Source organism: Glacieibacterium frigidum (assembly GCF_007097155.1).
GTDB lineage: Bacteria > Pseudomonadota > Alphaproteobacteria > Sphingomonadales > Sphingomonadaceae > Glacieibacterium > Glacieibacterium frigidum.
In genome coordinates, this window is the sequence record NZ_VJWA01000001.1 from 1,763,679 (window position 1) to 1,786,119 (window position 22,441).

Below are 22,441 nucleotides of genomic sequence, written 5' to 3' on the forward strand. Positions count from 1 at the left end.
CCGGTGCCGTCCGACGGCGCGGCTTCGCCGCGACGCCCTAAAACCCAAGCACAAAAAAGGGGGCGGAGCCAGCAGCCCCGCCCCCTCTCTCAAACCCGAAGGTTACGCAGCGACCGAGGTCGAACGACGGCGGGCGGCGACGCCGACCATGCCGAAGCCGACGAGCAGCAGCGCCCAGGTGGCGGGCTCGGGAACGGCGGTGACACCGACATTGTCGATCTCGAAGGCGCGGTTCGACGAGGTGAAGTCGACGCTGGTGACGTTCTGCGCGTCGGTGAAGGTGTAGGCATAGTTGCCGGCACCCAGGCCTGCGCCCGTGAAGCTGGCGACGACGGTCGCGCCGTTGCGGAAGGTCAGCGTGTTATAGTCGTCGGGGGTGCCCCAATCGAACGAGAACGCGGTGATGCGGTTCGTCGAGGTGAAGGTCGCGGTGCCCGAAGCCGACGCGCCGTCGCTGGGGACGACGAGGAACGGCGTGCTGTTCGGCGCAGCGGCGATGCCACCGACGCTGGTCGGCAGGACCGAGAAGCTGCCGGTGAAGCCGGGGGCGGTCAGGTCGTTGAAGTCGATGGTGTAGGTCACGGCATTGGCGGCGGTGCCGAGCAGCGTCGCTGCGGCAAGCGCAGCGAGAGTTTTGGAAAGCATGTGCAACCCCTTGATTGGCCCAAGATCGGGACAAGGATTGCCATGCAGGATGCGTGCCAGCCGCAGGAATGTCGCAAATCCGCCTTCGTTTCCATGCCGAAACTTTACAAAGTGTAAATTATCCCGACGTTAATCAGTGTTTCCAAGAAGTTGCGAAACGAGCCTTCCCCACCGTCAAAGTCGTGAAAGTTACGCCTCAGTTCAGCAGCGCCTCGGCCCGCGCTAGGTCGACCGAGACGAGCTGCGACACGCCGGGTTCGCCCATCGTCACCCCGTAAAGCCGGTGCATCCGGCTCATCGTCACGGCGTTGTGGGTGACGATCAGGAAGCGCGTCCGCGTCGTTGCCGCCATATGGTTGAGCAGGTCGCAGAAGCGCTCGACATTGGCATCATCCAACGGCGCGTCGACCTCGTCGAGGACGCATAGCGGCGACGGCGTCGTCAGGAACAGCGCAAAGATCAGCGCAACGGCCGTCAGGGCCTGCTCGCCGCCCGACAACAGCGTAAGCGACTGCAACTTCTTGGCGCGCGGCTGCGCCATGATCTCCAGCCCCGCCGCCAGCGGATCGTCCGATTCGGTCAGCGCGAGGTGCGCCGCGCCGCCCTCGAACAGCGTCGCGAAGAGGGTGCGGAAATGCGCGTCGACGGTCTCGAACGCCGCGATCAGCCGTAGCCGCCCCTCGCGGTTGAGCGCACCGATGCTGCCGCGCAGGCGGGCGATGGCGGTCTCCAGCTCCTGCCGCTCGGCGGTGGACGCGGCCAGCGTCGCCTCGATCTCGTCGAGCTCGATGCCCGCACGAAGGTTGACCGGACCGAGCCGGTCGCGCTCGGCGGTCAGCCCCTCGAAGCGGCGCGCGAGATCGTCGGGGTCGCCGCCGGTCTCGAAGCCGAGGCGCTGCGGCAGATGGATCGGTGCCGCCTCAAAGCGGTCTGCGGCGGTGGCGGCATATTCGGCGCGGCGGGCCTCGTGGTGTTCGGCCTGCGTCGTCGCCCGGGCGCGCGCCTCGCGGGCATCGCTCAGCGCGTCGGCGGCGGCACGAGCATGGGTGTCGAGGTCGCGCAAGGCACCCTCGGCGGCGGCCAGCGCATCGGCCGCGGCGCGGCGCGCCGCCTCGGCTTCGGCGATCGAGGTCGCGAGGCGCGCAGTCTCGGCGGCGATCTCCGCTGGTCGTTCGGCGAGGCCGGCGGCATCCGATTCGAGCGCGACGATCCGCGCCGCCAGCTCGTCGAGGCGCGTCTGGCTCGCCGCCGCGCGCCCCCGCCACGCGTCCCCATCGGCAGCCAGCGCGGACCGCTGGCGCTCGTCGCCCGCGATCCCGCGCTGGGCGGTATCGTGCGTCGCCCGCGCGGCTGCGAGCGCGGCACGCGCCCCCTGCACCGTGGTCCGTGCATCGCCGACCGCCTGCGCAAGGTCGCCGAGCCCGGTGACCGCTTGCGCCGCCGCCTGCGCTGCATCGCGCTCGGCGGCATGGCCGGCGGCATCGTCGTTGAGCCGCGCCAGCATCGCGGCAGCGGCCTGCACCTGCGCGGCGCGGCGCTCGATCGCCGCCTCAGCGCGGGCGGCATCGGCAAGGGCGGCGGCGCGGGCCCGTTCGGCGGCGGCGCGGCCCTCGCGCGCCCGGCGTTCGGCATCGGCGTGGCGCCCCAGGTCGGCGATGGCAGCGGCGACCGCGGCGTCGGCATCGGCGAGCTGGGTGGCGAGCCCCGGCAGTTCACCCGCCAGCACCGCGAGGCGCGCGCGCTGCACCAGCCGCTCGGCAGCAGCATGGCCCGCGCCGCCCGCCGTGCGGAAGCCGTCCCAGCGCCACATCCGCCCGTCGCGCGCGACGAGCCGCTGGCCGGGCCGCAGCGAGGCGGGATCGGGGTCGCCGTCGACGATGCCGACCTGCGCGAGGCGGCGCGCGAGCTCGGGGGGGCCCTGCACGACGTCGCTCAGCGGCCGTGCCCCCGGCGGCAGCGCTGGGTCGCCGTCCTCCGCAGCGCCCGCCCAGTGCCGCGCGCCCGTCCGCAGCCCTGCCGACAGGTCGTCGCGGAGTGCCGCGACGAGCGCTGCCTCGTACCCGGGCTCGACGGTCAGCGCGTCGAGCACGCTCGGCCCCGCTTTTCCGCTCGCGAGCACGCGCAGCAGCGCGTCATGCTCTGCCTGCAGCGCCGCGCGCTGACCACGCAAGGTCGCCGCCACAGCCTGTGCCTCATCGCGCGTCGCTCCTGCCAAGCGCCGTCCATCCTCGCTGGCGGCGAGGTCGGCGGTGGCCTTGTCGATCGCCTGTGTAGCCGCGTCGGCCGCAGCCCGCGCCGCATCGCGCCGCGCTTCGGAGCCGTCGTCAGGCGCAGCGGCCGAACTCTCGACCCGTGCGATCTCGGCATTGGTTCGCGCCAGCCGCGCCTCGGCGGCCGCCAGCGCGGCCTCGGCAGCCCGCGCCTGCGCTGCCGCCGCGGCATGCCGCTCGACCGCGGCCGAATATGCCGCCTCACCCTGCCCCGACGCCTGCTCGGCATCGGCGACGGCGGCCGCCAACGCGGGCAGCTGCGCACGCCCAGCAGCGATCGCCTCGTCGAGCGCCGCCGCCTGCGAGGCACCCCGCATCAGCGCAGCCTCCGCATCGGCAGCGAGCGCCTGCTCACGGTCCCGGTCGCGCACCGCCGCCGCCGCCTGTGCCGCGAGGTCGCGCTGCCGCGCTGCCACCCGCTCCAGATCTGCAGCAAGCAGGCTGCGTTGTTGCGTGACATGCTGCAGCGCCGCCGCCGCCCGCGCCTCCGCTTCGCGCAACGCTGGCAGGCCGGCCGTCGCCTCGGCCTGTGCAACCGCCAACCGCGCCACATCGCGTGTGGCCGCGGCAACACGCCCCTCCGCCTCGCGTGCCGCGGCGTTGGCGGCATCGGCGCTGTCGGCAGCGGTGCGCCAGCGCGCGAACAGCAGCGCCCCCTCGGCCACCCGCACCGCATCGCTCAACTCGGTGTAGCGCGCCGCCGCCCGCGCCTGGCGGCGCAGTGCCGCGACCTGCGCGGTCATCCCCGCCAGCACGTCTTCGAGGCGCACCAGGTTCGCCTCAGCCGCCCTCAGCCGGATCTCGGCCTCCTTGCGGCGCACGTGCAGCCCGGCGATCCCAGCCGCCTCCTCGAGCAGCGCGCGCCGCTCGACGGGCGATGCCGCGACGATCGCGCCAATCCGCCCCTGGCTGACCAGCGCGGGGGAGTGCGCCCCGGTGGCGTTGTCGGCGAACAGCATCTGGATGTCGCGCGCGCGGCAGTCGCGGCCATTGAGGCGGTACGCCGACCCCAGCCCGCGCTCGATGCGCCGCGTCACCTCGATCTGGTCGTCGTCGTTGAACCCCGCAGGCGCAGTGCGCGCGCTGTTGTCGAGGCGCAGCGTGACCTCCGCGAACTCGCGGCTGGGGCGGGCGGCGGTGCCGGCGAAGATCACGTCGTCCATCGCGCCGCCACGCAGCGATTTGGGCGATCCCTCGCCCATCGCCCAGCGGATCGCCTCCAGCAGGTTCGACTTGCCGCAGCCGTTGGGCCCGACGACCCCGGTCAGCCCGGGTTCGATGCGCAGTTCGCACGCTTCGACGAAGGATTTGAACCCGGCGAGGCGCAGCCGCTCGAAGTGCAATTCAGGCCCCCGCCCCCATACCTTATGCCAGCGCAGCCTTCAGCTTCGCCTCGACGTTCGCCCATGTGCCCGGATCGGTCATCTTGACGCCGTTGATGAAGAAGGTCGGCGTGCCGTTGACACCCTCGACCGTGGCGGCGCGCTGCTGCGTGTCGGTCACGATCTTCAGCGCGGCGGGGTCCGCCAGGCACTGGTCGAACTTCGCCTTGGTCATGCCGCGGGCGCGCATGAAGCCGTCGAGCTGACCCAGCTTCGCCAGCTCGGCCGCCTGCTTGTCCTGCGCCATGGCGCCGATGCGCGCGCCGTCGGCGTCGGTCATCTTCATGAACGGCGCGGTCCATTCGGCTTGCGCGGCGTAGAAGGCGCTGACCAGATTGAAGAAGGGCGTCGGTCCCTGGCAGCGCGCCAGCAGCGTCGCGGCGAGGTCGGGGCCGTTGAGCACGAAGTTGCGATACTCGTAGCTGACGTTGCCCGTCGCGACATAGCCGGTCTTGATCTTCTCGGCCGCTTCCTCGTGGAAGTCCTTGCAATGCGGGCAGGTCAGCGAGGCGTATTCGACCAGCTTCACCTTGGCATCGGGGTTGCCCATGCGGAACCCGCCCTCGGGCGTCGCGGCCGTGACCTGCGTCCAGTCCTGGCCCGGCACGGCTGCGGTCGTCGCCGCCGGCGTGGCGGTCGTCGTCGTGGTTTCGGTCGCGGCGGGCTTCTCGTTGCACGCGGCCAGCGCCGTCAGTCCTGCCAACGCCAGTATCGAAACGCGCATTCGTGAACCCTTCAATTGATCAGAGGCCGACAATGCCGCCGCGCAGCGTTCAACGCAACGCCGCGGCGCTGCGCGGCGCTCAACGCAACGCCGCGACCAGCTTGGGCTCGAGATCGGCCCAGCTCAGCAGCGGCCGCGCGAAGGCGCCCTTGCCGTTCTGCTGGACCGTGCCGTTGATGAAGAATGTCGGCGTGCCGTTGACCTCGCGCTCGGCGGCCGCGCCGCGCATCGCGGTGACGCGGTCGATCATCGCCTTGTCGACCAGGCACTGCTTCGCCCGCGCCGGGGCGATGCCGCGCGTCGCGACGAAGGCGTCGATGCCGGACTTGGCGGCAATATACTGGAAGACCTGGTCTTCGGGCAGGGTGCGGAGCGCCTCCTGGTCGGCGGCGGTCAGGCGCGCCGCACCGGCCAGCCATTCGGGCTGGGTGCGGTAGAACATGTCGACGCGCGTGAAGAACGACGCCGCCCCGTCGCAGCGCGCGAGCAGCACGGCGGCGAAGTCGGGGCCGTTGAGCACCAGGCTGCGATATTCATAGCTGACGCGCCCGCCGCGGACATAGTTCGCCTTGAGCGCCTCGAACCCGTCACGGTGGAAGTCACGGCAGTGCGGGCAGGTCAGCGAGCCATATTCGACCAGCTTCACCTTCGCCGCCGGGTTGCCGATCCGGAAGCCCCCCTCGGGCGTTGCGGCGACGGTCTTCGTCCAGTCGGCGGGCTTGACCGCGGCGCGCTTCGGCGGCGCGGCGAGTGCGGGGGCGGAGACGAGCAGCAGGGCGAGGATCAGGCGCAGCATCGAAACTCCATCAACGGATGACCGGCAGGCCTGACGTGCCCGCCAGCGAATGCGCGAGCGACTCGAGGCTCGCGCGCAGGTCGGGGTCGGCGATGTCCTTCAGCGTCGCCTGCGTCGCGGGAGCGAGATCGGCGGCCGGTGCGGCGGCGCGGCGGCGGCGCGCGACGGGCAGGTCGCCGTGGCGCAGCGCAAGGCGGGCGACGGCGGCATAGCCGAAGAAGCGATTGGCACGCTCGACGACCTGCGGCTCGACGTGGCGCAGCATCGGCGCGAAGGCCCCGGTGACGAGGACGCTCAGCGTGCCCCCGCTCTTCTTGCCGATAGGGAACTTCAGCGCCTCGGGCGTCGAGTGGCGCGCATATTCCGCCCCGACGATGTCGGCCCAGCGCGCGACGATCTGGCTGTGCATGAAACCGTAGCGCCGGAACGCCGCGCCGCCGACCTTGGGCAGCGCCTCGCCGACGGCACGGCTGTAGCGGCTGCGGCCTTCTGGGGTGGTTTCGGTCACGCGCCCCCCATGCCATAGCGCGCCTATGCCGGTCGATGCCTTTGCGCGAGAACTGCTCGACTGGTACGACGCTTACGCCCGCACCCTGCCGTGGCGCGGCCCGCCGGGCACCCCGCCGCCCGATCCATACCGCGTCTGGCTGTCGGAGGTCATGCTCCAGCAGACGACCGTCGCTGCAGTCGCCCCGCACTTCGAGCGATTCGTCACGCGCTGGCCGACCGTCGCGGATCTGGCCGCCGCGCCCGACGCCGACGTCATGCAGGCCTGGGCGGGGCTCGGCTACTACGCCCGGGCGCGCAACCTGCTGGCCTGCGCGCGGGTCGTCGCGGCATCGGGCTGGCCGCGCGACGAGGCGGGTCTGCGCGAACTGCCCGGCGTCGGCGCGTATACGGCCGCGGCAATCGCCAGCATCGCCTTCGGCCAGGTCGCAGTCGTCGTCGATGGCAATGTCGAGCGCGTCATGGCGCGGCTGTTCGCCGTCGAGACACCCATCCCCGCCGCCCGCCCACTGTTGCGCGCGCACGCCGCGACGCTGGCCCCCGCGCACCGCCCGGGCGACTATGCGCAGGCGCTGATGGATCTCGGCGCGACCGTCTGCACGCCCCGCAACCCGCGCTGCGATGCGTGCCCGGTCAGCCTGTGGTGTGCCGCCCGCACGACGGGCGACCCCGCGCGCTACCCCATCCGCGCGGCTAAAATCCCGCGTCCGATCCGGCATGGGACCGCGTTCCGCCTCGAGGTCGACGGTCACATCCTGCTGGTTCGCCGCCCGCCGCGCGGGCTGCTCGGCGGCATGCGCGCACTGCCGTCGACCGAGTGGAGCACCGAACCCTCCGACTGGCACGCCGCAGCGCCCGTTGCCGTCGACTGGCGCCCCGTGCCCGGCGAGGTCCGGCACGTCTTCACGCATTTCGAGTTGCGGCTGCGGGTGATGACGGCGACGCTGCCGGCCCGCCCCGCCGTCCCCGGCGAATGGTGGCCGGTCGAAACACTTGGCGCGGCAGGTCTGCCGACGCTCTTCGCCAAGGCGCTGCGAGGGTAGCGAACCCGGCCGGGCAGCACGGGCGTTACGGCTGCCTGTTAAGCCTCGGAGACGCCACTATGCTCGCACCGTTCCTCATGGGCCTCGTCGGCGGGCAGCGCGGCATTGCCCCGCTCGCGGCGGTTTCGGTCGCGGCGGCGCGCGGCGAGCTTGCCCGCGACAACGGTGCGCCGCGACTCATCGCGTCGCCGCTCGTCGCGGCGGGCACGCTCGCGCTCGCGGTCGCCGAAATGGCGGGCGACAAGCAGAAGACCGCGCCCGACCGGATCGTGCCGATCGGACTTGCGGTACGCTTCGTGACCAACGCCGTCGCGGGCGCGGCGCTGTCGACGCATCGGCAGCGCTGGCTGGGTGCCCTAGTCGGCGGCGCCACGGCGGTCGTTGCATCGTATCCGGGGTGGCGCGCGCGGACCGCGGCGATGCCGCGCTGGGGCCAGACGCCTACCGGCTTCGTCGAGGATGCCGCGGTCCTGGCAGGTGCCGTCGCGATCGTCCGCTACGCCCCCCGATGACGCGATCGGACGTTACGCGCTCGCTACATCCAGGAGACCAAGTATGCCCATGACCCTTCCCGAACTCGCCAAGGCGATGCGCAAGATCGACTTCGCCATGCTCCAGACGCACAGCGAAGGCGGTACGATCGCCGGGCGGCCGATGAGCAACAATGCCGAGGTCGAGTACGACGGCGACTCCTGGTATTTCAGCTATGAGGACACGCGCACCTGCGACGACATCAAGGCCGACCCCAAGGTCGCGCTTGCCTTCCAGGCGAACACCAGCCTGCTCGGCAAGCCCGGGCTGATGGTCGCGGTCGAGGGCGTCGCCGAACTGATCCGCGACAAGGCGGTGTTCGCCGAACACTGGACCAGCAACATCGAGCGCTGGTTCCCGCAGGGAATCGATACGCCCGGCCTCGTGCTGATCAAGGTCGAGGCAGTCCGCATCCATTATTGGGCTGGCGAGGACGAGGGCGAAATTACCCTCTGACGTAGCCGAAGGTCACGACACTGCGACGCCGGGGCGAATTGTCCTGCGTCGCAGTGCCCCCTCGTGCGGGGGTCGCGTAGCTGCCACGCGCGGTGTTCACTCACCAAAGGATCAGCATGACCAGCGCGACCAGCCTTCAGCTTCTTCTCTACGCTTTCACGCTGATCACGCTTCTGGGTCTCGCGGCACTCCTTTGGCAGGTCGTCCGCACGGCTCCGGCGCGGATGCGCGTCCGCCTGACCCGCGAAGTCACGGAGCGCCGAGCCGCGATGGTCGCGCTTGCCGCTGCGCACGCCCGCACCGACGACGCTCCGTTGCGCGAGGCGCTGGCGCGCAACTACCGCTTCCATCAAGCCGCAGTGCGGGCGCTCGATCCGTCGGCGATCACCGACGATCTGCCGTTGCGCTGACGGAACCTTGCGCGCCGTCTGCGCGTCGGGGGGGCCAGTCCAACCCGGAGAATGCAGTGCAACTTGCCCATGGTACCGTCGTCGCCGTCGTCGATGGCGAAATCCTCAACCTCTACCGCAACACCGGCACCGAGGCCGAGCCCAAGCTGACCGCGATGCCCGACGTCGACCCGAGCGGCGATAACAAGAGCGCTGGCTCGCGCCACCAGAGCAGCTCGGCCAACCCCGATGGCGGTCGGCTGGAGGAGGACAGCTTCGCCGCCGCGACCGCCGAACTCCTCAACAAGCGCGCGTTGAACAACAAGTTCGACCATATCGTCGTCATCGCCGCGCCCAAGACGCTCGGCGAACTGCGCAAGCACTGGCACAAGGCGCTCGAGGCCAAGCTGGCGGGCGAACTCGCCAAGGACCTGACCGGCCACTCGATCGCCGACATCGAAGCGGCGATCGCCAAGCTCTAGTCGAGGCCAGTCCTAGTCCAGGTTCGGGCGGAGCCACGCCTCCGCCTGCGCCACATCCACCCCGCGCCGGGTCGCGTAATCCGCGACCTGGTCGGGGCCGATGCGTGCCACGCCGAAATATTCGGCCTGGGGATGCGCGAAGTAGAACCCGCTGACCGCCGCGGTCGGCAGCATCGCGAAGCTCTCGGTCAGCGTGAGGCCGGTATGCGCAGTCGCATCGAGCAGCTCGAACAGCAGCGGCTTGACGCTATGGTCCGGGCACGCCGGATAGCCGGGCGCCGGGCGGATGCCGGTGTATTTCTCGCGGATCAGATCGTCGTTGGTCAGCGCCTCGTCGGGGTTGTGACCCCAGAGTTCGACGCGCACCTTCTGGTGCAGCGCCTCGGCGAACGCCTCCGCCAGCCGGTCGGCGAGCGCCTTCAGCAAGATGTCGTTGTAGTCGTCGTGCGCCGCCTTGAAGCGCGCCAGCTGGACGTCGATGCCCTGCCCCGCCGTGACCGCGAACCCGCCGAGCCAGTCGGCGTCCTGATGCACGAAGTCCGCCAGGCACATGTTGGCGCGGCCGGCGCGCTTGGCGACCTGCTGGCGCAGGAAGGGGATGCGCGCCAGCACCTCGTGGCGGTTGTCGCCGGTAAACAGCAGCACGTCGTCGCCGTCGCGTCGTGCCGGCCAGAAGCCGACGACGCCGCGGGCCTGCAGCCAGTCGCCCTTCACGATTTCTGCAAGCATCGCCTGCGCATCGGCGAACAGGCTCGTCGCGCTCTCGCCGACCACCGGGTCGGTCAGGATGGCGGGGTAGTTGCCCGCCAGCTCCCAGGCACGGAAGAACGGCGTCCAGTCGATGAATGGGATCAGCTCGGCGACCGACATGGTGACCGGCTGCACGCCGATGGTGCGCGGGCGCACCGGCGGATGCGCGCTGAAGTCGGTCGGGAAGGCGTTGGCGCGCGCCTCCTCCAGCGTCGCCAGCTTCGACTGCTGGTTGCCGGCGCGTTGGACGCGGATCGCCTCGTATTCGGTTGCCGTACGCTCGACGAGCTCGTCGCGGATCGTCTCGCTGACCATCGCGCCGGCGACGCCGACCGCGCGGCTGGCGTCGAGGACGTGAATCGTCGGGCCGTCGTACGCCGGCGCGATGCGCAGGGCGGTGTGGACCCGCGAGGTCGTCGCGCCGCCAATCAGCAGCGGCATCTTCATCCCCGACCGCTGCATCTCGGCCGCGACCGTGACCATCTCGTCGAGCGACGGCGTGATCAGCCCGCTCAGCCCGATCATGTCGGCGTTATGGTCATTGGCGGCCTTCAGGATGGTCGACCAGGGCACCATGACGCCCAGGTCGACGACCTCGAAATTGTTGCACTGGAGGACGACGCCGACGATGTTCTTGCCGATGTCGTGGACGTCGCCCTTGACCGTCGCCATGATGATTTTGCCCTTGGCGGCCTGGCCTTCGGACTTTTCGGCTTCGATGTAGGGCAGCAGGTGAGCGACCGCCTTCTTCATGACGCGCGCCGACTTGACGACCTGCGGCAGGAACATCTTGCCCGCCCCAAACAGGTCGCCGACGACGTTCATACCGGCCATCAGCGGCCCCTCGATCACGTCGATCGGCCGCGTCGCGAGGCCGCGCGCTTCCTCGGTATCGTCGACGACGAAGGCGTCGAGGCCCTTGACCAGCGCATGCTCGAGCCGCTTCTCGACCGGCCAGCCGCGCCACTCCTCGGCCTCCTTGATCGCGCCTGCGCCGCTATTCTTGAAGCGGTCGGCGATCTCCAGCAGCCGCTCGGTCGGCGTCAGGCCGCCGTGGCCCGGGCGGTTGAGGACGACGTCCTCGCACGCCTCGCGCAGCTCTAGGTCGATCGTGTCGTAGACGTCGAGCTGCCCGGCGTTGACGATCCCCATGTCCATCCCCGCGCGGATCGCGTGGTAGAGGAACACCGAGTGCATCGCCCGGCGCACCGGCTCGTTGCCGCGGAAGCTGAACGACAGGTTCGAGACGCCGCCCGAGATATGCGCGTGCGGGCAGCGCGAGCGGATCGCGGCGCACGCCTCGATGAAGTCGACGCCGTAGTTGTCGTGCTCTTCAATCCCCGTCGCGACCGCGAAGATATTGGGGTCGAAGATGATGTCCTCCGGCGCGAACCCGTCGGCGACGAGCAGGTCGTAGGCGCGCGCGCAGATCTCGAGCTTGCGCGCCGCGGTATCGGCCTGGCCCTGTTCGTCGAACGCCATGACGACCGCCGCCGCACCGTATTGGCGGCACTTGCGCGCGGCGGCGAGAAAGGCCTCCTCGCCCTCCTTCATGCTGATCGAATTGACGATCGGCTTGCCCGAGACGCACTTCAGCCCCGCCTCGATGACGCTCCACTTCGAGCTGTCGACCATCACCGGCACGCGCGCGATGTCGGGCTCGGCGGCGATCAGCTTGAGGAAGGTCGTCATGGCATACTCGGAATCGAGCAGCCCCTCGTCCATGTTGACGTCGATGATCTGCGCGCCGTTCGCGACCTGCTGGCGCGCGACTTCGACCGCGGCGGCGTAGTCGCCCGCCATGATCAGCTTCTTGAACGCCGCCGATCCGGTGACATTGGTGCGTTCGCCGACGTTGACGAAGGTCGCGCGCTGCGGCGCAATCTCGGGTTCGTCGAGCTTGAAGGCGGTGGCCACTACGCGGCGTCCATCAGCATCGGGTCCAGTCCGGAAAGTTGCAGGCGCGGGCGCGGCTTGGGGATCGCGCGCGGCCGCTTGCCCGCCACCACCCCGGCCATCGCGGCGATATGCGCGGGCGTCGAGCCGCAGCAGCCGCCGACGATATTGACCAGCCCGTCCGCCACCCACTCGGCGATGAATGCGCCGGTGGTCGCGGGCTGCTCGTCGTATTCGCCCAGGTCGTTGGGCAGGCCGGCGTTCGGGTAGACCATGACCAGAGTGTCGGCGAGCGGGCTCAGCGCCTGGACGTGCGGACGCAGCAGGTCGGCACCGAACGCGCAGTTCAGCCCCATCGTCAGCGGCTTGGCATGACGCACCGTGTACCAGAAGGCCTCGACCGAATGTCCGGACAAATTCCGCCCCGACATGTCGGTAACGGTCATCGAGATCATCATCGGCACCTCGCGGCCCAGCTCGGCCTCGAGCTCGAGCACCGCCATGATCGCCGCCTTGGCGTTCAGCGTGTCGAAGATCGTCTCGATCAGGATGAAGTCGCAGCCGCCGTCGAGCAGCGCGCGCGCCTGGTCGGCGTAGACGTCCTTCATCTCGTCGAACCCGACCGCGCGGAAGCCCGGATCGTTGACGTCGGGCGACAGCGACAGCGTCTTGTTGGTCGGCCCGATCGCCCCGGCGACGAAGCGCGGCCGGCCGTCCTTCGCCTCGTACTCATCCGCCGCGGTGCGCGCGATCCTGGCCGCACCCAGGTTGATGTCGCGCACCAGATGCACGGCGTTGTAGTCGGCCTGGCTGATCGTGTTCGCGTTGAACGTGTTGGTCGACACGATGTCCGAACCGGCATCGAGATAACCGCGGGTGATCGCGTCTATGACGTCGGGCCGCGTCAGGCACAGCAGGTCGTTGTTTCCCTTCTGGTCGTCGGTCAGGTCGTAGCTGCCGCGGTAATCCGCCTCGGTAAGCCCGTACGACTGGATCATCGTGCCGAACGCACCGTCGGTCAGCAGGACGCGCTGCGCCGCCTGCGCGCGGAGTGACTGGGCCTTGCTCATGCCGCAAGCTCCTGCGCCGTGGCTGCGGGCCGAACGCCCAGCATGTGGCAGATCGCATAGGCCAGCTCTGCGCGGTTGAGCGTGTAGAAGTGGAAGTGGCGAACGCCGCCAGCATAGAGGCGGCGGCACAGCTCTGCGGCCACCGTCGCGGCGACCAGCTGGCGCGCCGCGGGCTTGTCGTCGAGGCCTTCAAACAGGCGGCCCATCCACGCCGGGACCGCGGTGTTGCACCCGGCCGCCATCTTCTTCAGCTGCGCGAAGTTGCTGACCGGCAGGATGCCCGGCACCAGCTCGGCGGTGATGCCGCGCGCGGCGGCCGCGTCGCGAAAGCGGAAGAAGGTGTCGGGCTCGAAGAAGAATTGCGTGATGCCGCGCTGCGCGCCCGCGTCGAGCTTGCGCGCCAGATGGTCGATGTCGGCGGTCTCGCTGGTCGCGTCGGGGTGCGGCTCGGGATAGGCCCCGACCGACAGCTCGAAATCGGCGACACGCTTGAGCCCGGCGACGAGATCGGCGGCGCTGGCATAGCCGTCGGGGTGGGCCACGAACTTCTCGCCGGCACGCGGCGGGTCACCGCGCAAAGCGACGATGTGCCGGACCCCAGCGTCCCAATAGGCGCGCGCGACCTCGTCGATCTCACCGCGCGAGGCGTCGACGCAGGTCAGGTGCGCGGCGGCCGGAATGCCCGTCTCGCGGACGATGCGCGCCACCGTGTTGTGGGTGCGCTCGCGGGTCGAGCCGCCCGCGCCGTATGTCACCGAGACGAAGCGCGGATCGAGCGGACGCAGCGCTTCGACCGACTGCCACAGCGTCGCCTCCATCGCTTCGGTCTTGGGCGGGAAGAACTCGAACGACACCGCGATGTCGCCGGGGACGTCGGCGAACAGGGGTGTGCTGACGGCACGTGCCGCCTCGTTCATCTGGGCGAGAGTCGGAGTCATGCGGCGGCTCGCTGCTGCAGGGGGGGACGCTCGCCGAGCCACACAGTGACGGTCAGCGACTGGTCGATATCGGTGGCGTGAAGCTCGGTGACGACATGCGCGTCGAGGCCCGCGGCGGCCATCCAGCCGCAAACCTGCGCATCCTCGAAGCCGAGGCGTGCGTGGGCATGGCGGGCGCGCAGTTCCTCGCGGTCGTGCGGCGCGAAGTCGGCGACGAGCAACCGGCCGCCCGGCGCAAGCACGCGCGCGGCCTCGGCGATCGCGTCGCGCGGGGCGTCGGCGAAGTGCAGGACCTGGTGCAGCACGACGGTATCGGCGCTGGCGTCACCCTGCGGCAATGCGAACATGTCACCGTGGCGCACCTGTGCATGGGGCAGGCCCGCCGCCTCGAGCTTGCCGCGCGCAAGACGGAGCATTTCGGGGCTACGGTCGATGCCGGTCGCCGCACTTGCACGCGGCCCGAGCAGTTCGATCATGCGGCCGGTTCCCGTGCCGATGTCGAGCAGGTGCCCCAGCGGCCGTCCGCCGAGCGCCGCGACGATCGCCGCCTCGACCTCGCTTTCGGCGACGTGCAGCGAGCGAAGCCGGTCCCAGTCGGCGGCCTGTGCGGCGAAATAGGCGGTGGCACTGGCGTCGCGCTCGGCACGCACCGCGGCCAGGCGCTCGATATCGGCGGCGGCCTCGCCACGGTCCCAGTTATCCAGCGCGGCCAGGACCGGCGCGGTGGTGCCTGCTTCGCCGAGGCGCACGAAAACCCAGGCGCCCTCCTTGGCGCGATAAACGAGTCCGGCGTCGGCAAGGATGCGGACGTGGCGCGAGACGCGCGGCTGGCTCTGGCCCAGCACGTCGGCAAGCTCGCCGACCGCCAGCTCCATGCGCCGCACCAGCATCAGGATGCGGATGCGCGTCGGATCGGCAAGCGCACGGAAGATGGAGAGCGCTAACATTTCGACCGGGATATAAAGATGTCTTTATATGAAAGTCAACGCGCGACCGTGCTTGCCGCTGTCACGCGCATGTGGCACCGCAAGCGCCGCCGCCACCCCCGGGGTCACCATGCGTCCGAGTATCCTGCCAACGATCGCCGTGCTGCTCAGCCTCGGCGCCTGCGCGACCCCGCGCGTCGGCAGCAACGCCACCGCGCTGCGCGATCCGTACGAGGCGACCAATCGCCGCGTCTATGCGCTGAACCGCAACCTCGACAAATACGCGCTTAAGCCCGCCGCGCAGGCCTACCGCACCGTCGTTCCGCAGGTCGCGCGCCGCGGCGTGTCGAACGCGCTCAACAATATCGACGAGCCGGTGTCGTTCATCAACGCTGTCCTGCAGGGCAAGATCAAGCAGGCGTTCCGCACCGTCGACCGCTTCCTGCTCAACACCACGCTCGGCGTCGGTGGCCTGGGCGACGTCGCGACCGACCTCGGCCGGCCCGAGGAGGTCGAGGATTTCGGCCAGACCCTCGCCGTCTGGGGGGTCAAGTCGGGGCCGTACCTGATGCTGCCGCTGCTCGGCCCCTCGACTTTCCGCGATCTCGGCGGCTTCGGCGTCGACTTCATCACCGACCCCGTGACATATGCGCGCGACGCGACGCTCAACCCGACCTTCGTCGAGAGCGGGGCGCAGTTCGCGCTGGAGACGATCGACCTGCGGTCCAAGCTGATCGACGCGGGGGCCGACGGCGTGCTGACGGGCAGCCTCGACGAATATGCGACGGTGCGTTCGGCATACCTGCAGCGCCGCCAGTCGGACATCTACGATGGCATGCTGCCCGACGAGGACGAGGAGGCCCCCGTCGAGGACGCGCCGCTCGCTCCCGGCGCGACGCCGCCCGCCGCTGCCACGACCCCGGAGCCGCCCAAGCCGTGAGGATCGCTGCGGCCCTCGCCGTTCTACTGCTCGCGGCGTGCGGGTCCGAGCCCGCGGCCGTCGCACCGGACGCAGGCGAAACGGCCGTCGAAGCAGCCACGAAAGCCGCGGTCGACGATACCGACGCGGCGTTACGTGACGCCAGGGTTAACGGAACTTAGTGGCGCAACCACCGGTTTGCGGCTGACTACTCCCCAGCCAAGGACCTTCGTTATGCGTATCCTGACCACGACAGCCATTGCCCTCGTCGCGACCCTCGGCCTCGCGGCCTGCGGCGAGAAGACCAGCGACACCGCCACCACGACGGACACCACGACGACCGGCACCACCGGTACCGACGCGATGGCGACCGGCACGACGGGCACCACCGACACCATGGGTGCCGGCACCACAACCGGCACCGACGGCGCGATGACCGGCACGGGCAGCGGCCCCAGCACCGATGGTACGATGGCGGGCGGCAGCGATGCCGGCACCGGCATGACCTCGGGCGGCGGCAGCGCCACCTCGGGCACCAGCATGGAGCAGCCGTCGACCAGCCAGACCGGCGATACGTCGAGCGGCAGCGGCCAGACCCCGGCGTCGAGCGGCCAGACCGGCAACCCCGACACCCCGCGCTGAACGACGGCGCAGACGTAAAGAAGGGGCCGCAGCTTGCGCTGCGGCCCCTTTTTCATGCGTGCCGGGTAGGCGGGACTTAGAAGTCCATCCCGCCCATGCCGCCCATGCCGCCGCCGCCCATGCCGCCGCCGGGTCCGCCCTTGTCGTCGGCGGGAGCCTCGGTGATCGCGGCCTCGGTGGTGATCAGCAGGCCGGCGACCGATGCCGCGTCCTGCAGTGCGGTGCGGACGACCTTGGTCGGGTCGATGACGCCGCTCTGCACCAGGTTCTCGTACACATCGGTCTGCGCGTTGAAGCCGATCGTGTCGTCGTTGCCGTCGAGCAGCTTGCCCGAGATCACCGCACCGTCATGCCCGGCGTTCTGGGCGATCTGGCGAACCGGCGCGAACAGCGCCTTGCGGATGATGTCGATGCCACGCGTCTGGTCGTCGTTGGCACCTTTCATGCCCTCGAGCGCCTTGGTCGCGTAGAGGAGAGCGGTACCGCCGCCGGGGACGATGCCTTCCTCGACCGCAGCGCGCGTGGCGTGCAGCGCGTCGTCGACGCGGTCCTTGCGCTCCTTGACCTCGACCTCGGTCGAACCGCCGACCTTGATGACCGCAACACCGCCGGCGAGCTTGGCCAGACGCTCCTGCAGCTTCTCCTTGTCGTAGTCGCTGGTCGTCGTCTCGATCTGCGCACGGATCTGCTCGACGCGGCCCTTGATCGCCGTCTCGTCACCGGCACCGTCGATGATCGTCGTATTGTCCTTGTCGATCGTGACGCGCTTGGCCGAGCCGAGCATCGCCAGCGTGACGTTCTCGAGCTTGATGCCCAGATCTTCCGAGATCGTCTCGCCCTTGGTCAGCGTGGCGATATCCTCGAGCATCGCCTTGCGACGATCGCCGAAGCCGGGAGCCTTGACCGCCGCGACCTTCAGGCCGCCGCGCAGCTTGTTGACGACGAGCGTGGCCAGAGCCTCGCCCTCGACGTCCTCGGCGATGATCAGCAGCGGGCGGCCCGACTGGACGACCGCTTCGAGAACGGGAAGCAGCGCCTGCAGGTTCGACAGCTTCTTCTCGTTGATCAGGATGTACGGGTTCTCGAGCTCGACCGACATCTTCTCGGGGTTGGTGATGAAGTAGGGGCTCAGATAGCCACGGTCGAACTGCATGCCCTCGACGACGTCGAGCTCGAAATCGAGACCCTTGGCCTCCTCGACGGTGATCACGCCTTCCTTGCCGACCTTCTCCATCGCCTCGGCGATCTTCTCGCCAACGATGGTGTCGCCGTTCGACGAGATGACGCCGACCTGGGCGATTTCGGCAGTGCCGGCGACCGGCTTCGAACGCACCTTGAGGTCGGCGACGACGGCGATGACCGCCATGTCGATGCCGCGCTTCAGGTCCATCGGGTTCATGCCGGCGGCGACCGACTTCATGCCCTCGCGCACGATGGCCTGGGCCAGCACGGTCGCGGTGGTGGTGCCGTCACCGGCGATGTCGTTGGTCTTCGAAGCGACTTCGCGGACCATCTGCGCGCCGAGGTTCTCGAACTTGTCCTTGAGCTCGATTTCCTTGGCGACGGTGACGCCGTCCTTGGTGATGCGCGGGGCACCGAACGACTTCTCGATGACGACGTTGCGGCCCTTCGGACCCAGCGTCACCTTGACCGCGTCGGCGAGGATGTCGACGCCGCGCAGGATGCGCTCACGCGCGTCGCGGCTGAACTTGACGTCTTTGGCTGCCATGATGATTTCCTAGTCTGAATATGAACAAGTAAGCGAATTTAACGCCCGGGAGGCGCTATTCGGATCTCAGGCGAGGACGCCCAGGATGTCGCTTTCCTTCATGATGATCAGGTCTTCGCCATCGACCTTGACCTCGGTGCCCGACCACTTGCCGAACAGGATCTTGTCGCCTTCGGAGACGTCGAGCTTGACGCGGTCGCCGGCCTCGTTGCGCGCGCCCTTGCCGGCGGCGACGACGATGCCTTCCTGCGGCTTTTCCTTGGCGCTGTCGGGAATGATGATCCCGCCTGCGGTCTTCTCTTCAGCCTCGATGCGGCGGACGAGCACGCGGTCGTGCAGCGGCGTGAATTTCATGGGGTTCACCTGTCTGAGCGGTTGAAAGCCGTGCGTTGGCACTCGACGAATGTGAGTGCCAGCGACGCCGCGCATATGGTCGCACGTTCATCGAGCGTCAAGGCCGGCAAGGCGCTTTCACGTCCGAAAGATGGTACCCGGCGCCCGTCAGAACAAGCAACTTACCCCGGCACCGACCACCGCCGTCACCAGCTTCGGGTCGCCCTCGCGGTTCAGCTGGTCGGCGAGCCTGTTGACCGAAACCTTGCCCTGCCCCCGGTTGGCGCGCGCGAGCTCACTGAGCCGCTGCAACTGTTCGAGGCTCAGCCTCGCCTCGAGTCGCTCGCCCATGCATCGCGCCTGCTTCTCGGGCAGGCCGTAATCGATCAGCGCATCGGTGATCTTGTCGGCAGGGGTCGCGCAGGCGACGACGACGGCAGCGAGCGACAAAGCGGCGAAACGGCGCATGGGCCTCCGGTGGCGTGAGCGGGATGCCTGTCGTATAGGCGCGGGATGCCAAGGTCCAACGCATGAACGTCTTCGCCGGTCTCGCGCTGTTCGTCCTCACCGTCGCGCTGATGGAGGTCTTCGCCTATGTCGCGCACCGCTGGGTGATGCACGGCTGGGGCTGGGGCCTGCACAAGTCGCACCACGAGCCGCGCGACGGCGCGTTCGAGAAGAACGACTGGTACGCGGTGATCTTCGCCGGCCCGGCGATCGCGCTGATCGCCGGCGGCGTCTATGGCGGCATGCCCGCGCTGGTGTGGATCGGCGCCGGCATCACGATGTACGGCGCGATCTACGCCGGTTTCCACGACATCATCGTCCACCGCCGAATCCGCCACAGCTGGAACCCGCGCTCGCGCTATCTGAAGCGCATCATCCAGGCGCACCGCCTGCACCACGCGGTCGAGAGCAAGCACGGCACGGTCAGCTTCGGCTTCCTGTGGGCGCCGCCGGTGCGCGAACTGCTCGCCGAGCTCGAGAGCCGCGGCGAAGGCAAGATCAGGGCCGCGTCCAAAGTCCGGCGCGAGATGGATCCGGGCGCGCACGTCCCCGGCTGAGCGCCTGCGGCAGCGCCGCCGCGACCGCCCGCAGCTTCTGCCCGCGCGTCGTGAAGGCGCGGGCATCGAGCGCCGGGGCGCCGCCGTCGCGCACCTGCCGCCCGATGTCGCCATAGATGCGCGCGGCGCTCAGCACCGCCCAGGCGGCGCGCATCGGCAGCGCGGCTGTGCCATGGTGGGCGCTTGCCTCATAGCGTTCGGCCTCGTCGACGAGGCGCGCCACCAGCCGCGCCAGCGCGCGGCGGTACGGCGGGAAGGCGTAGCGGTCGAGCGGCAGCTGCTCGCTCGCCAGCCACTCGTCAGGGATGTAGCGCCGCCGATTGAGCGCATCCTCGATGACGTCGCGCGCGATATTGTTGAGCTGGAAAGAGATGCCGAGGTCCGACGCGCGGTCGAGCGTCGCGCGGTCGGTCGGCGACACCCCCATGACGATCGCCATCATCACCCCGACGACGCCCGCGACGTGGTAGCAATAGGTCAGCGTGTCGTCGAAGGTCCGAAACGGCCGCTGTTCGACGTCGATCCGGAAGCCCTCGATCAGGTCCATCGGATACTGGCCGGGCATCCCCGTTGCGGCGACGACGCGCGCCAGGCACTGCGCGGGAGGGCTGTCGCCCGGATCCCCCGCCAGCGCGCGCATCGTCAGCACGTCGAGGTCGGCCAGCCGCTCCTCGGGCGTCGCGTCGCTGTCGATGCTCCCCTGCCCCGCCGCCTGCCCGTCGATCACATCGTCGCAGTAGCGGCACCAGGCATAGAGCAGGGTCGCGACCTCACGCGTCCGCGCATCGAACAGGCGCGAGGCGAGCGCGAAGCTCTTCGACCCTTCGGCAATACTCGCGTGCGCGTAAGCGACGACGGGGTCCATCAGAACTGCGCGGTATAGCGTGCGAGGCCCGCGTCGAGATCAGCAATGAGGTCGGCGGGGTCCTCGAGGCCGATGTGCACGCGGATCAGCGCGCCGCCTTCGAACTGCGTCGCGGTGCGGACGCGGTTGGGCTCGACGGGCAGCACCAGGCTCTCGAAGCCGCCCCAGCTGAAGCCGATGCCGAAATGCGCGAGGTCGTCGATCAGCGCACCGGTGTCGGCGCGGGTGCCCTGCTTGAGCGTGAAGGCGAACAGTCCGCTCGCGCCCTTGAAGTCGCGCTTCCACAGCGCATACCCGGGGTCGCCGGGCAGTGCCGGGTGAATGACGCGCTCGACCGCGGGATGGGTCTGCAGCCAGCCCGCGACCTCCAGAGCGTTCGCCTCGTGCTGGCGCAGGCGCAGCGCCATCGTCCGCAGGCCGCGCAGGCACAAGGCGCAATCGTCGGGCGAGACATATTGCCCGAAGCGCCGCGTCGTCTCGCTGAGCCGCGGCCACCACGCCGGCGACGCGCTGACCGAGCCGACGAGAACATCGGCATGGCCGCCGACGTACTTGGTCAGCGCCTGCATGCTGAGGTCGATCCCCAGCGCCATCGACGGCAGCAGCAGCGGCGTCGCCCAGGTATTGTCGAGGATGGTCGCGAGCCCCCGCGCCTTCGCGACCGCGACGATCGCCGGAACATCCTGCACCTCGAAGGTCAGCGAACCCGGCGATTCGAGCAGGATGGCACGCGTGTTCGGCTGCACCAGCGCCTCGATGCCCGCCCCGATCAGCGGGTCGTAATAGGTGACCGCGATGCCCATGCGCTTCAGCACGCGGTCGGCGAACAGGCGCGTCGGATCGTAGGCGCTGTCGGTGATCAGGACATGGTCGCCGCTGTCGGCGACGGTCATCAGCGCGATCGCCAGCGCCGCGAGGCCGGTCGGGTAGAGCCGCGTGCCGGCCGCGCCGGGATCGAGCTCGGTCAGCGCCTCTTCCAGCGCCCATTGGCTCGGCGTGCCGCGCGCGCCGTAGTTGAGGCCGCGGTCGGGCGCGGCGTTGGCGGCGTCGAGCTCAGCCAGGCTTTCGAACAGGACCGTCGACGCGCGGTAGATCGGCGTGTTGACGACGCCGCGCTTGCCGGACCGGCCGTGCGTCCAGTCGCTGTTGCGGCCGGCGTGGACGATGCGGGTATTCGGCCCGGTCACGCGGCTCCCGTCACCACCGGATTGGTCGCCGACGCGCCCCACTCGGTCCAGCTGCCGTCGTACAGGCCGAGATGCTTCGCACCCAGCAGCGTCGCGCCGAAATAGATGACCGCCGCGGTGATGCCCGACCCGCAGGTCGCGACGATCGGCTTGTTAAGGTCGACACCTGCATCGGTGAACGCCGCGCGCAGCGCGTCGCCCTGCTTCCAGGTGCCGTCCTCGTTGAACAACCGGTCGATCGGCAGGCTGCGCGAGCCCGGGATGTGGCCCGAGCGCAGGCCCGGCCGCGGCTCGGGATCGCGACCCTCGAAACGGCCAGCGGGCCGCGCATCGACGACCTGCTCGGCGTGGGTCTTCAGGTTCTCGAGCATCTGCGCCTGGGTGCGGACAACCGACTTGTCGGCCCAGACGGTGAAGTGGCGGTGGCGGACGACCGGCTTGCCCGATTCGGTCGGGCGGCCTTCGGCCTGCCACTTGGCGAAGCCGCCATCGAGGATCGACACTTCGTGCGCGCCGAACAGGGTCAGCATCCACCAGACGCGCGCCGCCGAGCGCAGCGGCGAGTTGTCGTAGACGACGATGCGGCTGCCGTCGCCGAGGCCCAGCGCCTGCATGCGCGACGCGAACTTCTCGGGCGGCGGCAGCATGTGCGGCAGGGTGCTGGCGGGGTCGACGATCTCTTCCAGATCGAAGAACACCGCGCCCGGGATGTGCGCGGCTTCGAACGCGGCGCGCGGGCCCGAGCTGCCGGCCGGGTCATGCCCGGGGGCGAGCGCGGTCGCGTCGATGACACGAATGTCGCTCTTGCCGAGTTCGGCCGCGAGCCACTCGCTGGTCACCAAAGGGGTCATGCAGTTCCGCTCCTGTCAGTCAGCGGCACGCCATAGACCCGGCGTC

Annotated in this window: 23 protein-coding genes; 8 read left to right on the forward strand and 15 right to left on the reverse strand. The window is 69.8% G+C overall.

Going from position 1 to position 22,441, the window contains the following annotated elements:
- Positions 1-102: 102 nt before the first annotated feature.
- The 5 genes from FMM06_RS08485 to FMM06_RS08505 all read right to left on the reverse strand — a co-directional run bounded on the left by FMM06_RS08485 (position 103) and on the right by FMM06_RS08505 (position 6,325).
- Positions 103-645: an Npun_F0296 family exosortase-dependent surface protein gene (locus tag FMM06_RS08485; protein ID WP_144236821.1), complete on the reverse strand. Its 543-nt coding sequence runs from the start codon at positions 643-645 to the stop codon at positions 103-105.
- A 196-nt stretch (positions 646-841) separates the two neighbouring features.
- Positions 842-4,258, reverse strand: coding sequence for a chromosome segregation SMC family protein (locus FMM06_RS08490; RefSeq protein WP_144236822.1), 3,417 nt, complete (start codon positions 4,256-4,258; stop codon positions 842-844).
- Positions 4,259-4,280: 22 nt separating this feature from the next.
- A complete protein-coding gene (locus FMM06_RS08495; RefSeq protein ID WP_144236823.1) occupies positions 4,281-5,021 on the reverse strand; it encodes a DsbA family protein in 741 nt (246 codons plus the stop codon).
- Positions 5,022-5,100: 79 nt separating this feature from the next.
- Positions 5,101-5,817, reverse strand: coding sequence for a thioredoxin domain-containing protein (locus tag FMM06_RS08500; protein ID WP_144236824.1), 717 nt, complete (start codon positions 5,815-5,817; stop codon positions 5,101-5,103).
- Positions 5,818-5,827: 10 nt separating this feature from the next.
- Entirely contained in the window at positions 5,828-6,325 is a 498-nt protein-coding gene (locus FMM06_RS08505) for a DUF721 domain-containing protein (RefSeq protein ID WP_144236825.1), read from the reverse strand.
- A 25-nt stretch (positions 6,326-6,350) separates the two neighbouring features.
- Between FMM06_RS08505 and FMM06_RS08510 the strand changes: the two genes are divergently transcribed.
- The 5 genes from FMM06_RS08510 (at position 6,351) to FMM06_RS08530 (ending at position 9,225) form a co-directional block, all read left to right on the forward strand.
- A complete protein-coding gene (locus FMM06_RS08510; RefSeq protein WP_144236826.1) occupies positions 6,351-7,367 on the forward strand; it encodes an A/G-specific adenine glycosylase in 1,017 nt (338 codons plus the stop codon).
- 59 nt (positions 7,368-7,426) lie between these two features.
- Positions 7,427-7,879: a DUF4126 domain-containing protein gene (locus FMM06_RS08515; protein WP_144236827.1), complete on the forward strand. Its 453-nt coding sequence runs from the start codon at positions 7,427-7,429 to the stop codon at positions 7,877-7,879.
- A 43-nt stretch (positions 7,880-7,922) separates the two neighbouring features.
- Positions 7,923-8,354 (forward strand): pyridoxamine 5'-phosphate oxidase family protein, encoded by a 432-nt coding sequence (locus tag FMM06_RS08520; protein WP_144236828.1) that lies wholly within the window; start codon positions 7,923-7,925, stop codon positions 8,352-8,354.
- Between the two features lie 116 nt (positions 8,355-8,470).
- Complete coding sequence (locus FMM06_RS08525; protein WP_144236829.1) at positions 8,471-8,764, forward strand: hypothetical protein; 294 nt, start codon at positions 8,471-8,473, stop codon at positions 8,762-8,764.
- A 56-nt stretch (positions 8,765-8,820) separates the two neighbouring features.
- Positions 8,821-9,225, forward strand: a complete 405-nt coding sequence (locus FMM06_RS08530) for a host attachment family protein (protein WP_144236830.1) — start codon at positions 8,821-8,823, stop codon at positions 9,223-9,225.
- 12 nt (positions 9,226-9,237) lie between these two features.
- Here FMM06_RS08530 and metH read toward each other — a convergent pair whose 3' ends face one another.
- Genes metH through FMM06_RS08550 form a run of 4 tightly spaced genes read right to left on the reverse strand, consistent with a single transcriptional unit; the run spans position 9,238 to position 14,826 of the window.
- On the reverse strand, positions 9,238-11,892 hold the full coding sequence (gene metH / locus FMM06_RS08535) for a methionine synthase (RefSeq protein ID WP_235889170.1): 2,655 nt from the start codon (positions 11,890-11,892) through the stop codon (positions 9,238-9,240).
- Positions 11,892-12,941 (reverse strand): homocysteine S-methyltransferase family protein, encoded by a 1,050-nt coding sequence (locus tag FMM06_RS08540; RefSeq protein WP_144236831.1) that lies wholly within the window; start codon positions 12,939-12,941, stop codon positions 11,892-11,894. Before FMM06_RS08540 ends, metH begins: the two co-directional genes overlap by 1 nt.
- A complete protein-coding gene (metF, locus tag FMM06_RS08545) occupies positions 12,938-13,879 on the reverse strand; it encodes a methylenetetrahydrofolate reductase [NAD(P)H] (protein WP_207790257.1) in 942 nt (313 codons plus the stop codon). Before metF ends, FMM06_RS08540 begins: the two co-directional genes overlap by 4 nt.
- On the reverse strand, positions 13,876-14,826 hold the full coding sequence (locus FMM06_RS08550) for an ArsR/SmtB family transcription factor (protein ID WP_144236832.1): 951 nt from the start codon (positions 14,824-14,826) through the stop codon (positions 13,876-13,878). The genes metF and FMM06_RS08550 overlap by 4 nt, the downstream gene beginning before the upstream one ends.
- Before the next feature lie 109 nt (positions 14,827-14,935).
- On the opposite strand from FMM06_RS08550, the gene FMM06_RS08555 reads away from it, so the two are divergent.
- Together FMM06_RS08555 and FMM06_RS08560 are read left to right on the forward strand one after the other, a co-directional pair.
- The gene (locus FMM06_RS08555) at positions 14,936-15,745 is read left to right on the forward strand and encodes an MlaA family lipoprotein (RefSeq protein ID WP_185965105.1); all 810 of its coding nucleotides are present in this window, start codon (positions 14,936-14,938) and stop codon (positions 15,743-15,745) included.
- Positions 15,746-15,958: 213 nt separating this feature from the next.
- On the forward strand, positions 15,959-16,366 hold the full coding sequence (locus tag FMM06_RS08560; protein ID WP_144236834.1) for a hypothetical protein: 408 nt from the start codon (positions 15,959-15,961) through the stop codon (positions 16,364-16,366).
- A gap of 76 nt (positions 16,367-16,442) precedes the next feature.
- Here the strand turns inward: FMM06_RS08560 and groL are convergent, their stop codons facing one another.
- The 3 genes from groL to FMM06_RS08575 all read right to left on the reverse strand — a co-directional run bounded on the left by groL (position 16,443) and on the right by FMM06_RS08575 (position 18,896).
- A complete protein-coding gene (gene groL, locus FMM06_RS08565; protein WP_144236835.1) occupies positions 16,443-18,095 on the reverse strand; it encodes a chaperonin GroEL in 1,653 nt (550 codons plus the stop codon).
- 66 nt (positions 18,096-18,161) lie between these two features.
- Positions 18,162-18,449: a co-chaperone GroES gene (gene groES / locus FMM06_RS08570; RefSeq protein ID WP_144236836.1), complete on the reverse strand. Its 288-nt coding sequence runs from the start codon at positions 18,447-18,449 to the stop codon at positions 18,162-18,164.
- A gap of 147 nt (positions 18,450-18,596) precedes the next feature.
- The gene (locus FMM06_RS08575) at positions 18,597-18,896 is read right to left on the reverse strand and encodes a hypothetical protein (RefSeq protein ID WP_144236837.1); all 300 of its coding nucleotides are present in this window, start codon (positions 18,894-18,896) and stop codon (positions 18,597-18,599) included.
- A gap of 62 nt (positions 18,897-18,958) precedes the next feature.
- Here FMM06_RS08575 and FMM06_RS08580 point away from each other — a divergent pair, with 62 nt between their 5' ends.
- Positions 18,959-19,492, forward strand: coding sequence for a sterol desaturase family protein (locus FMM06_RS08580; RefSeq protein WP_144236838.1), 534 nt, complete (start codon positions 18,959-18,961; stop codon positions 19,490-19,492).
- Here FMM06_RS08580 and FMM06_RS08585 read toward each other — a convergent pair.
- The 3 genes from FMM06_RS08585 to sseA are packed head-to-tail and all read right to left on the reverse strand — an operon-like array spanning position 19,434 to position 22,395.
- Positions 19,434-20,357 carry a phytoene/squalene synthase family protein gene (locus FMM06_RS08585; protein ID WP_144236839.1) on the reverse strand — a complete coding sequence of 308 codons (924 nt, stop codon included), beginning with the start codon at positions 20,355-20,357 and terminating at the stop codon, positions 19,434-19,436. The two genes, FMM06_RS08580 and FMM06_RS08585, sit on opposite strands and share 59 nt — an antisense overlap.
- The gene (gene metC, locus FMM06_RS08590; protein ID WP_144236840.1) at positions 20,357-21,544 is read right to left on the reverse strand and encodes a cystathionine beta-lyase; all 1,188 of its coding nucleotides are present in this window, start codon (positions 21,542-21,544) and stop codon (positions 20,357-20,359) included. The genes FMM06_RS08585 and metC overlap by 1 nt, the downstream gene beginning before the upstream one ends.
- The gene (gene sseA / locus FMM06_RS08595; protein WP_144236841.1) at positions 21,541-22,395 is read right to left on the reverse strand and encodes a 3-mercaptopyruvate sulfurtransferase; all 855 of its coding nucleotides are present in this window, start codon (positions 22,393-22,395) and stop codon (positions 21,541-21,543) included. Before sseA ends, metC begins: the two co-directional genes overlap by 4 nt.
- Positions 22,396-22,441 lie beyond the last annotated feature (46 nt).

Bases quoted from the DNA above. Each gene is read 5' to 3' on its own strand.
- FMM06_RS08580 (WP_144236838.1), top strand. From the start codon at position 18,959: ATGAACGTCTTCGCCGGTCTCGCGCTGTTCGTCCTCACCGTCGCGCTG.
- FMM06_RS08550 (WP_144236832.1), bottom strand. From the start codon at position 14,826: ATGTTAGCGCTCTCCATCTTCCGTGCGCTTGCCGATCCGACGCGCATC.
- sseA (WP_144236841.1), bottom strand. From the start codon at position 22,395: ATGACCCCTTTGGTGACCAGCGAGTGGCTCGCGGCCGAACTCGGCAAG.
- FMM06_RS08560 (WP_144236834.1), top strand. From the start codon at position 15,959: ATGCGTATCCTGACCACGACAGCCATTGCCCTCGTCGCGACCCTCGGC.
- FMM06_RS08540 (WP_144236831.1), bottom strand. From the start codon at position 12,941: ATGAGCAAGGCCCAGTCACTCCGCGCGCAGGCGGCGCAGCGCGTCCTG.
- FMM06_RS08485 (WP_144236821.1), bottom strand. From the start codon at position 645: ATGCTTTCCAAAACTCTCGCTGCGCTTGCCGCAGCGACGCTGCTCGGC.
- FMM06_RS08495 (WP_144236823.1), bottom strand. From the start codon at position 5,021: ATGCGCGTTTCGATACTGGCGTTGGCAGGACTGACGGCGCTGGCCGCG.
- FMM06_RS08525 (WP_144236829.1), top strand. From the start codon at position 8,471: ATGACCAGCGCGACCAGCCTTCAGCTTCTTCTCTACGCTTTCACGCTG.
- FMM06_RS08575 (WP_144236837.1), bottom strand. From the start codon at position 18,896: ATGCGCCGTTTCGCCGCTTTGTCGCTCGCTGCCGTCGTCGTCGCCTGC.
- FMM06_RS08585 (WP_144236839.1), bottom strand. From the start codon at position 20,357: ATGGACCCCGTCGTCGCTTACGCGCACGCGAGTATTGCCGAAGGGTCG.
- FMM06_RS08555 (WP_185965105.1), top strand. From the start codon at position 14,936: ATGCGTCCGAGTATCCTGCCAACGATCGCCGTGCTGCTCAGCCTCGGC.
- groES (WP_144236836.1), bottom strand. From the start codon at position 18,449: ATGAAATTCACGCCGCTGCACGACCGCGTGCTCGTCCGCCGCATCGAG.
- FMM06_RS08500 (WP_144236824.1), bottom strand. From the start codon at position 5,817: ATGCTGCGCCTGATCCTCGCCCTGCTGCTCGTCTCCGCCCCCGCACTC.
- groL (WP_144236835.1), bottom strand. From the start codon at position 18,095: ATGGCAGCCAAAGACGTCAAGTTCAGCCGCGACGCGCGTGAGCGCATC.
- FMM06_RS08510 (WP_144236826.1), top strand. From the start codon at position 6,351: ATGCCGGTCGATGCCTTTGCGCGAGAACTGCTCGACTGGTACGACGCT.
- metF (WP_207790257.1), bottom strand. From the start codon at position 13,879: ATGACTCCGACTCTCGCCCAGATGAACGAGGCGGCACGTGCCGTCAGC.
- FMM06_RS08515 (WP_144236827.1), top strand. From the start codon at position 7,427: ATGCTCGCACCGTTCCTCATGGGCCTCGTCGGCGGGCAGCGCGGCATT.
- FMM06_RS08520 (WP_144236828.1), top strand. From the start codon at position 7,923: ATGCCCATGACCCTTCCCGAACTCGCCAAGGCGATGCGCAAGATCGAC.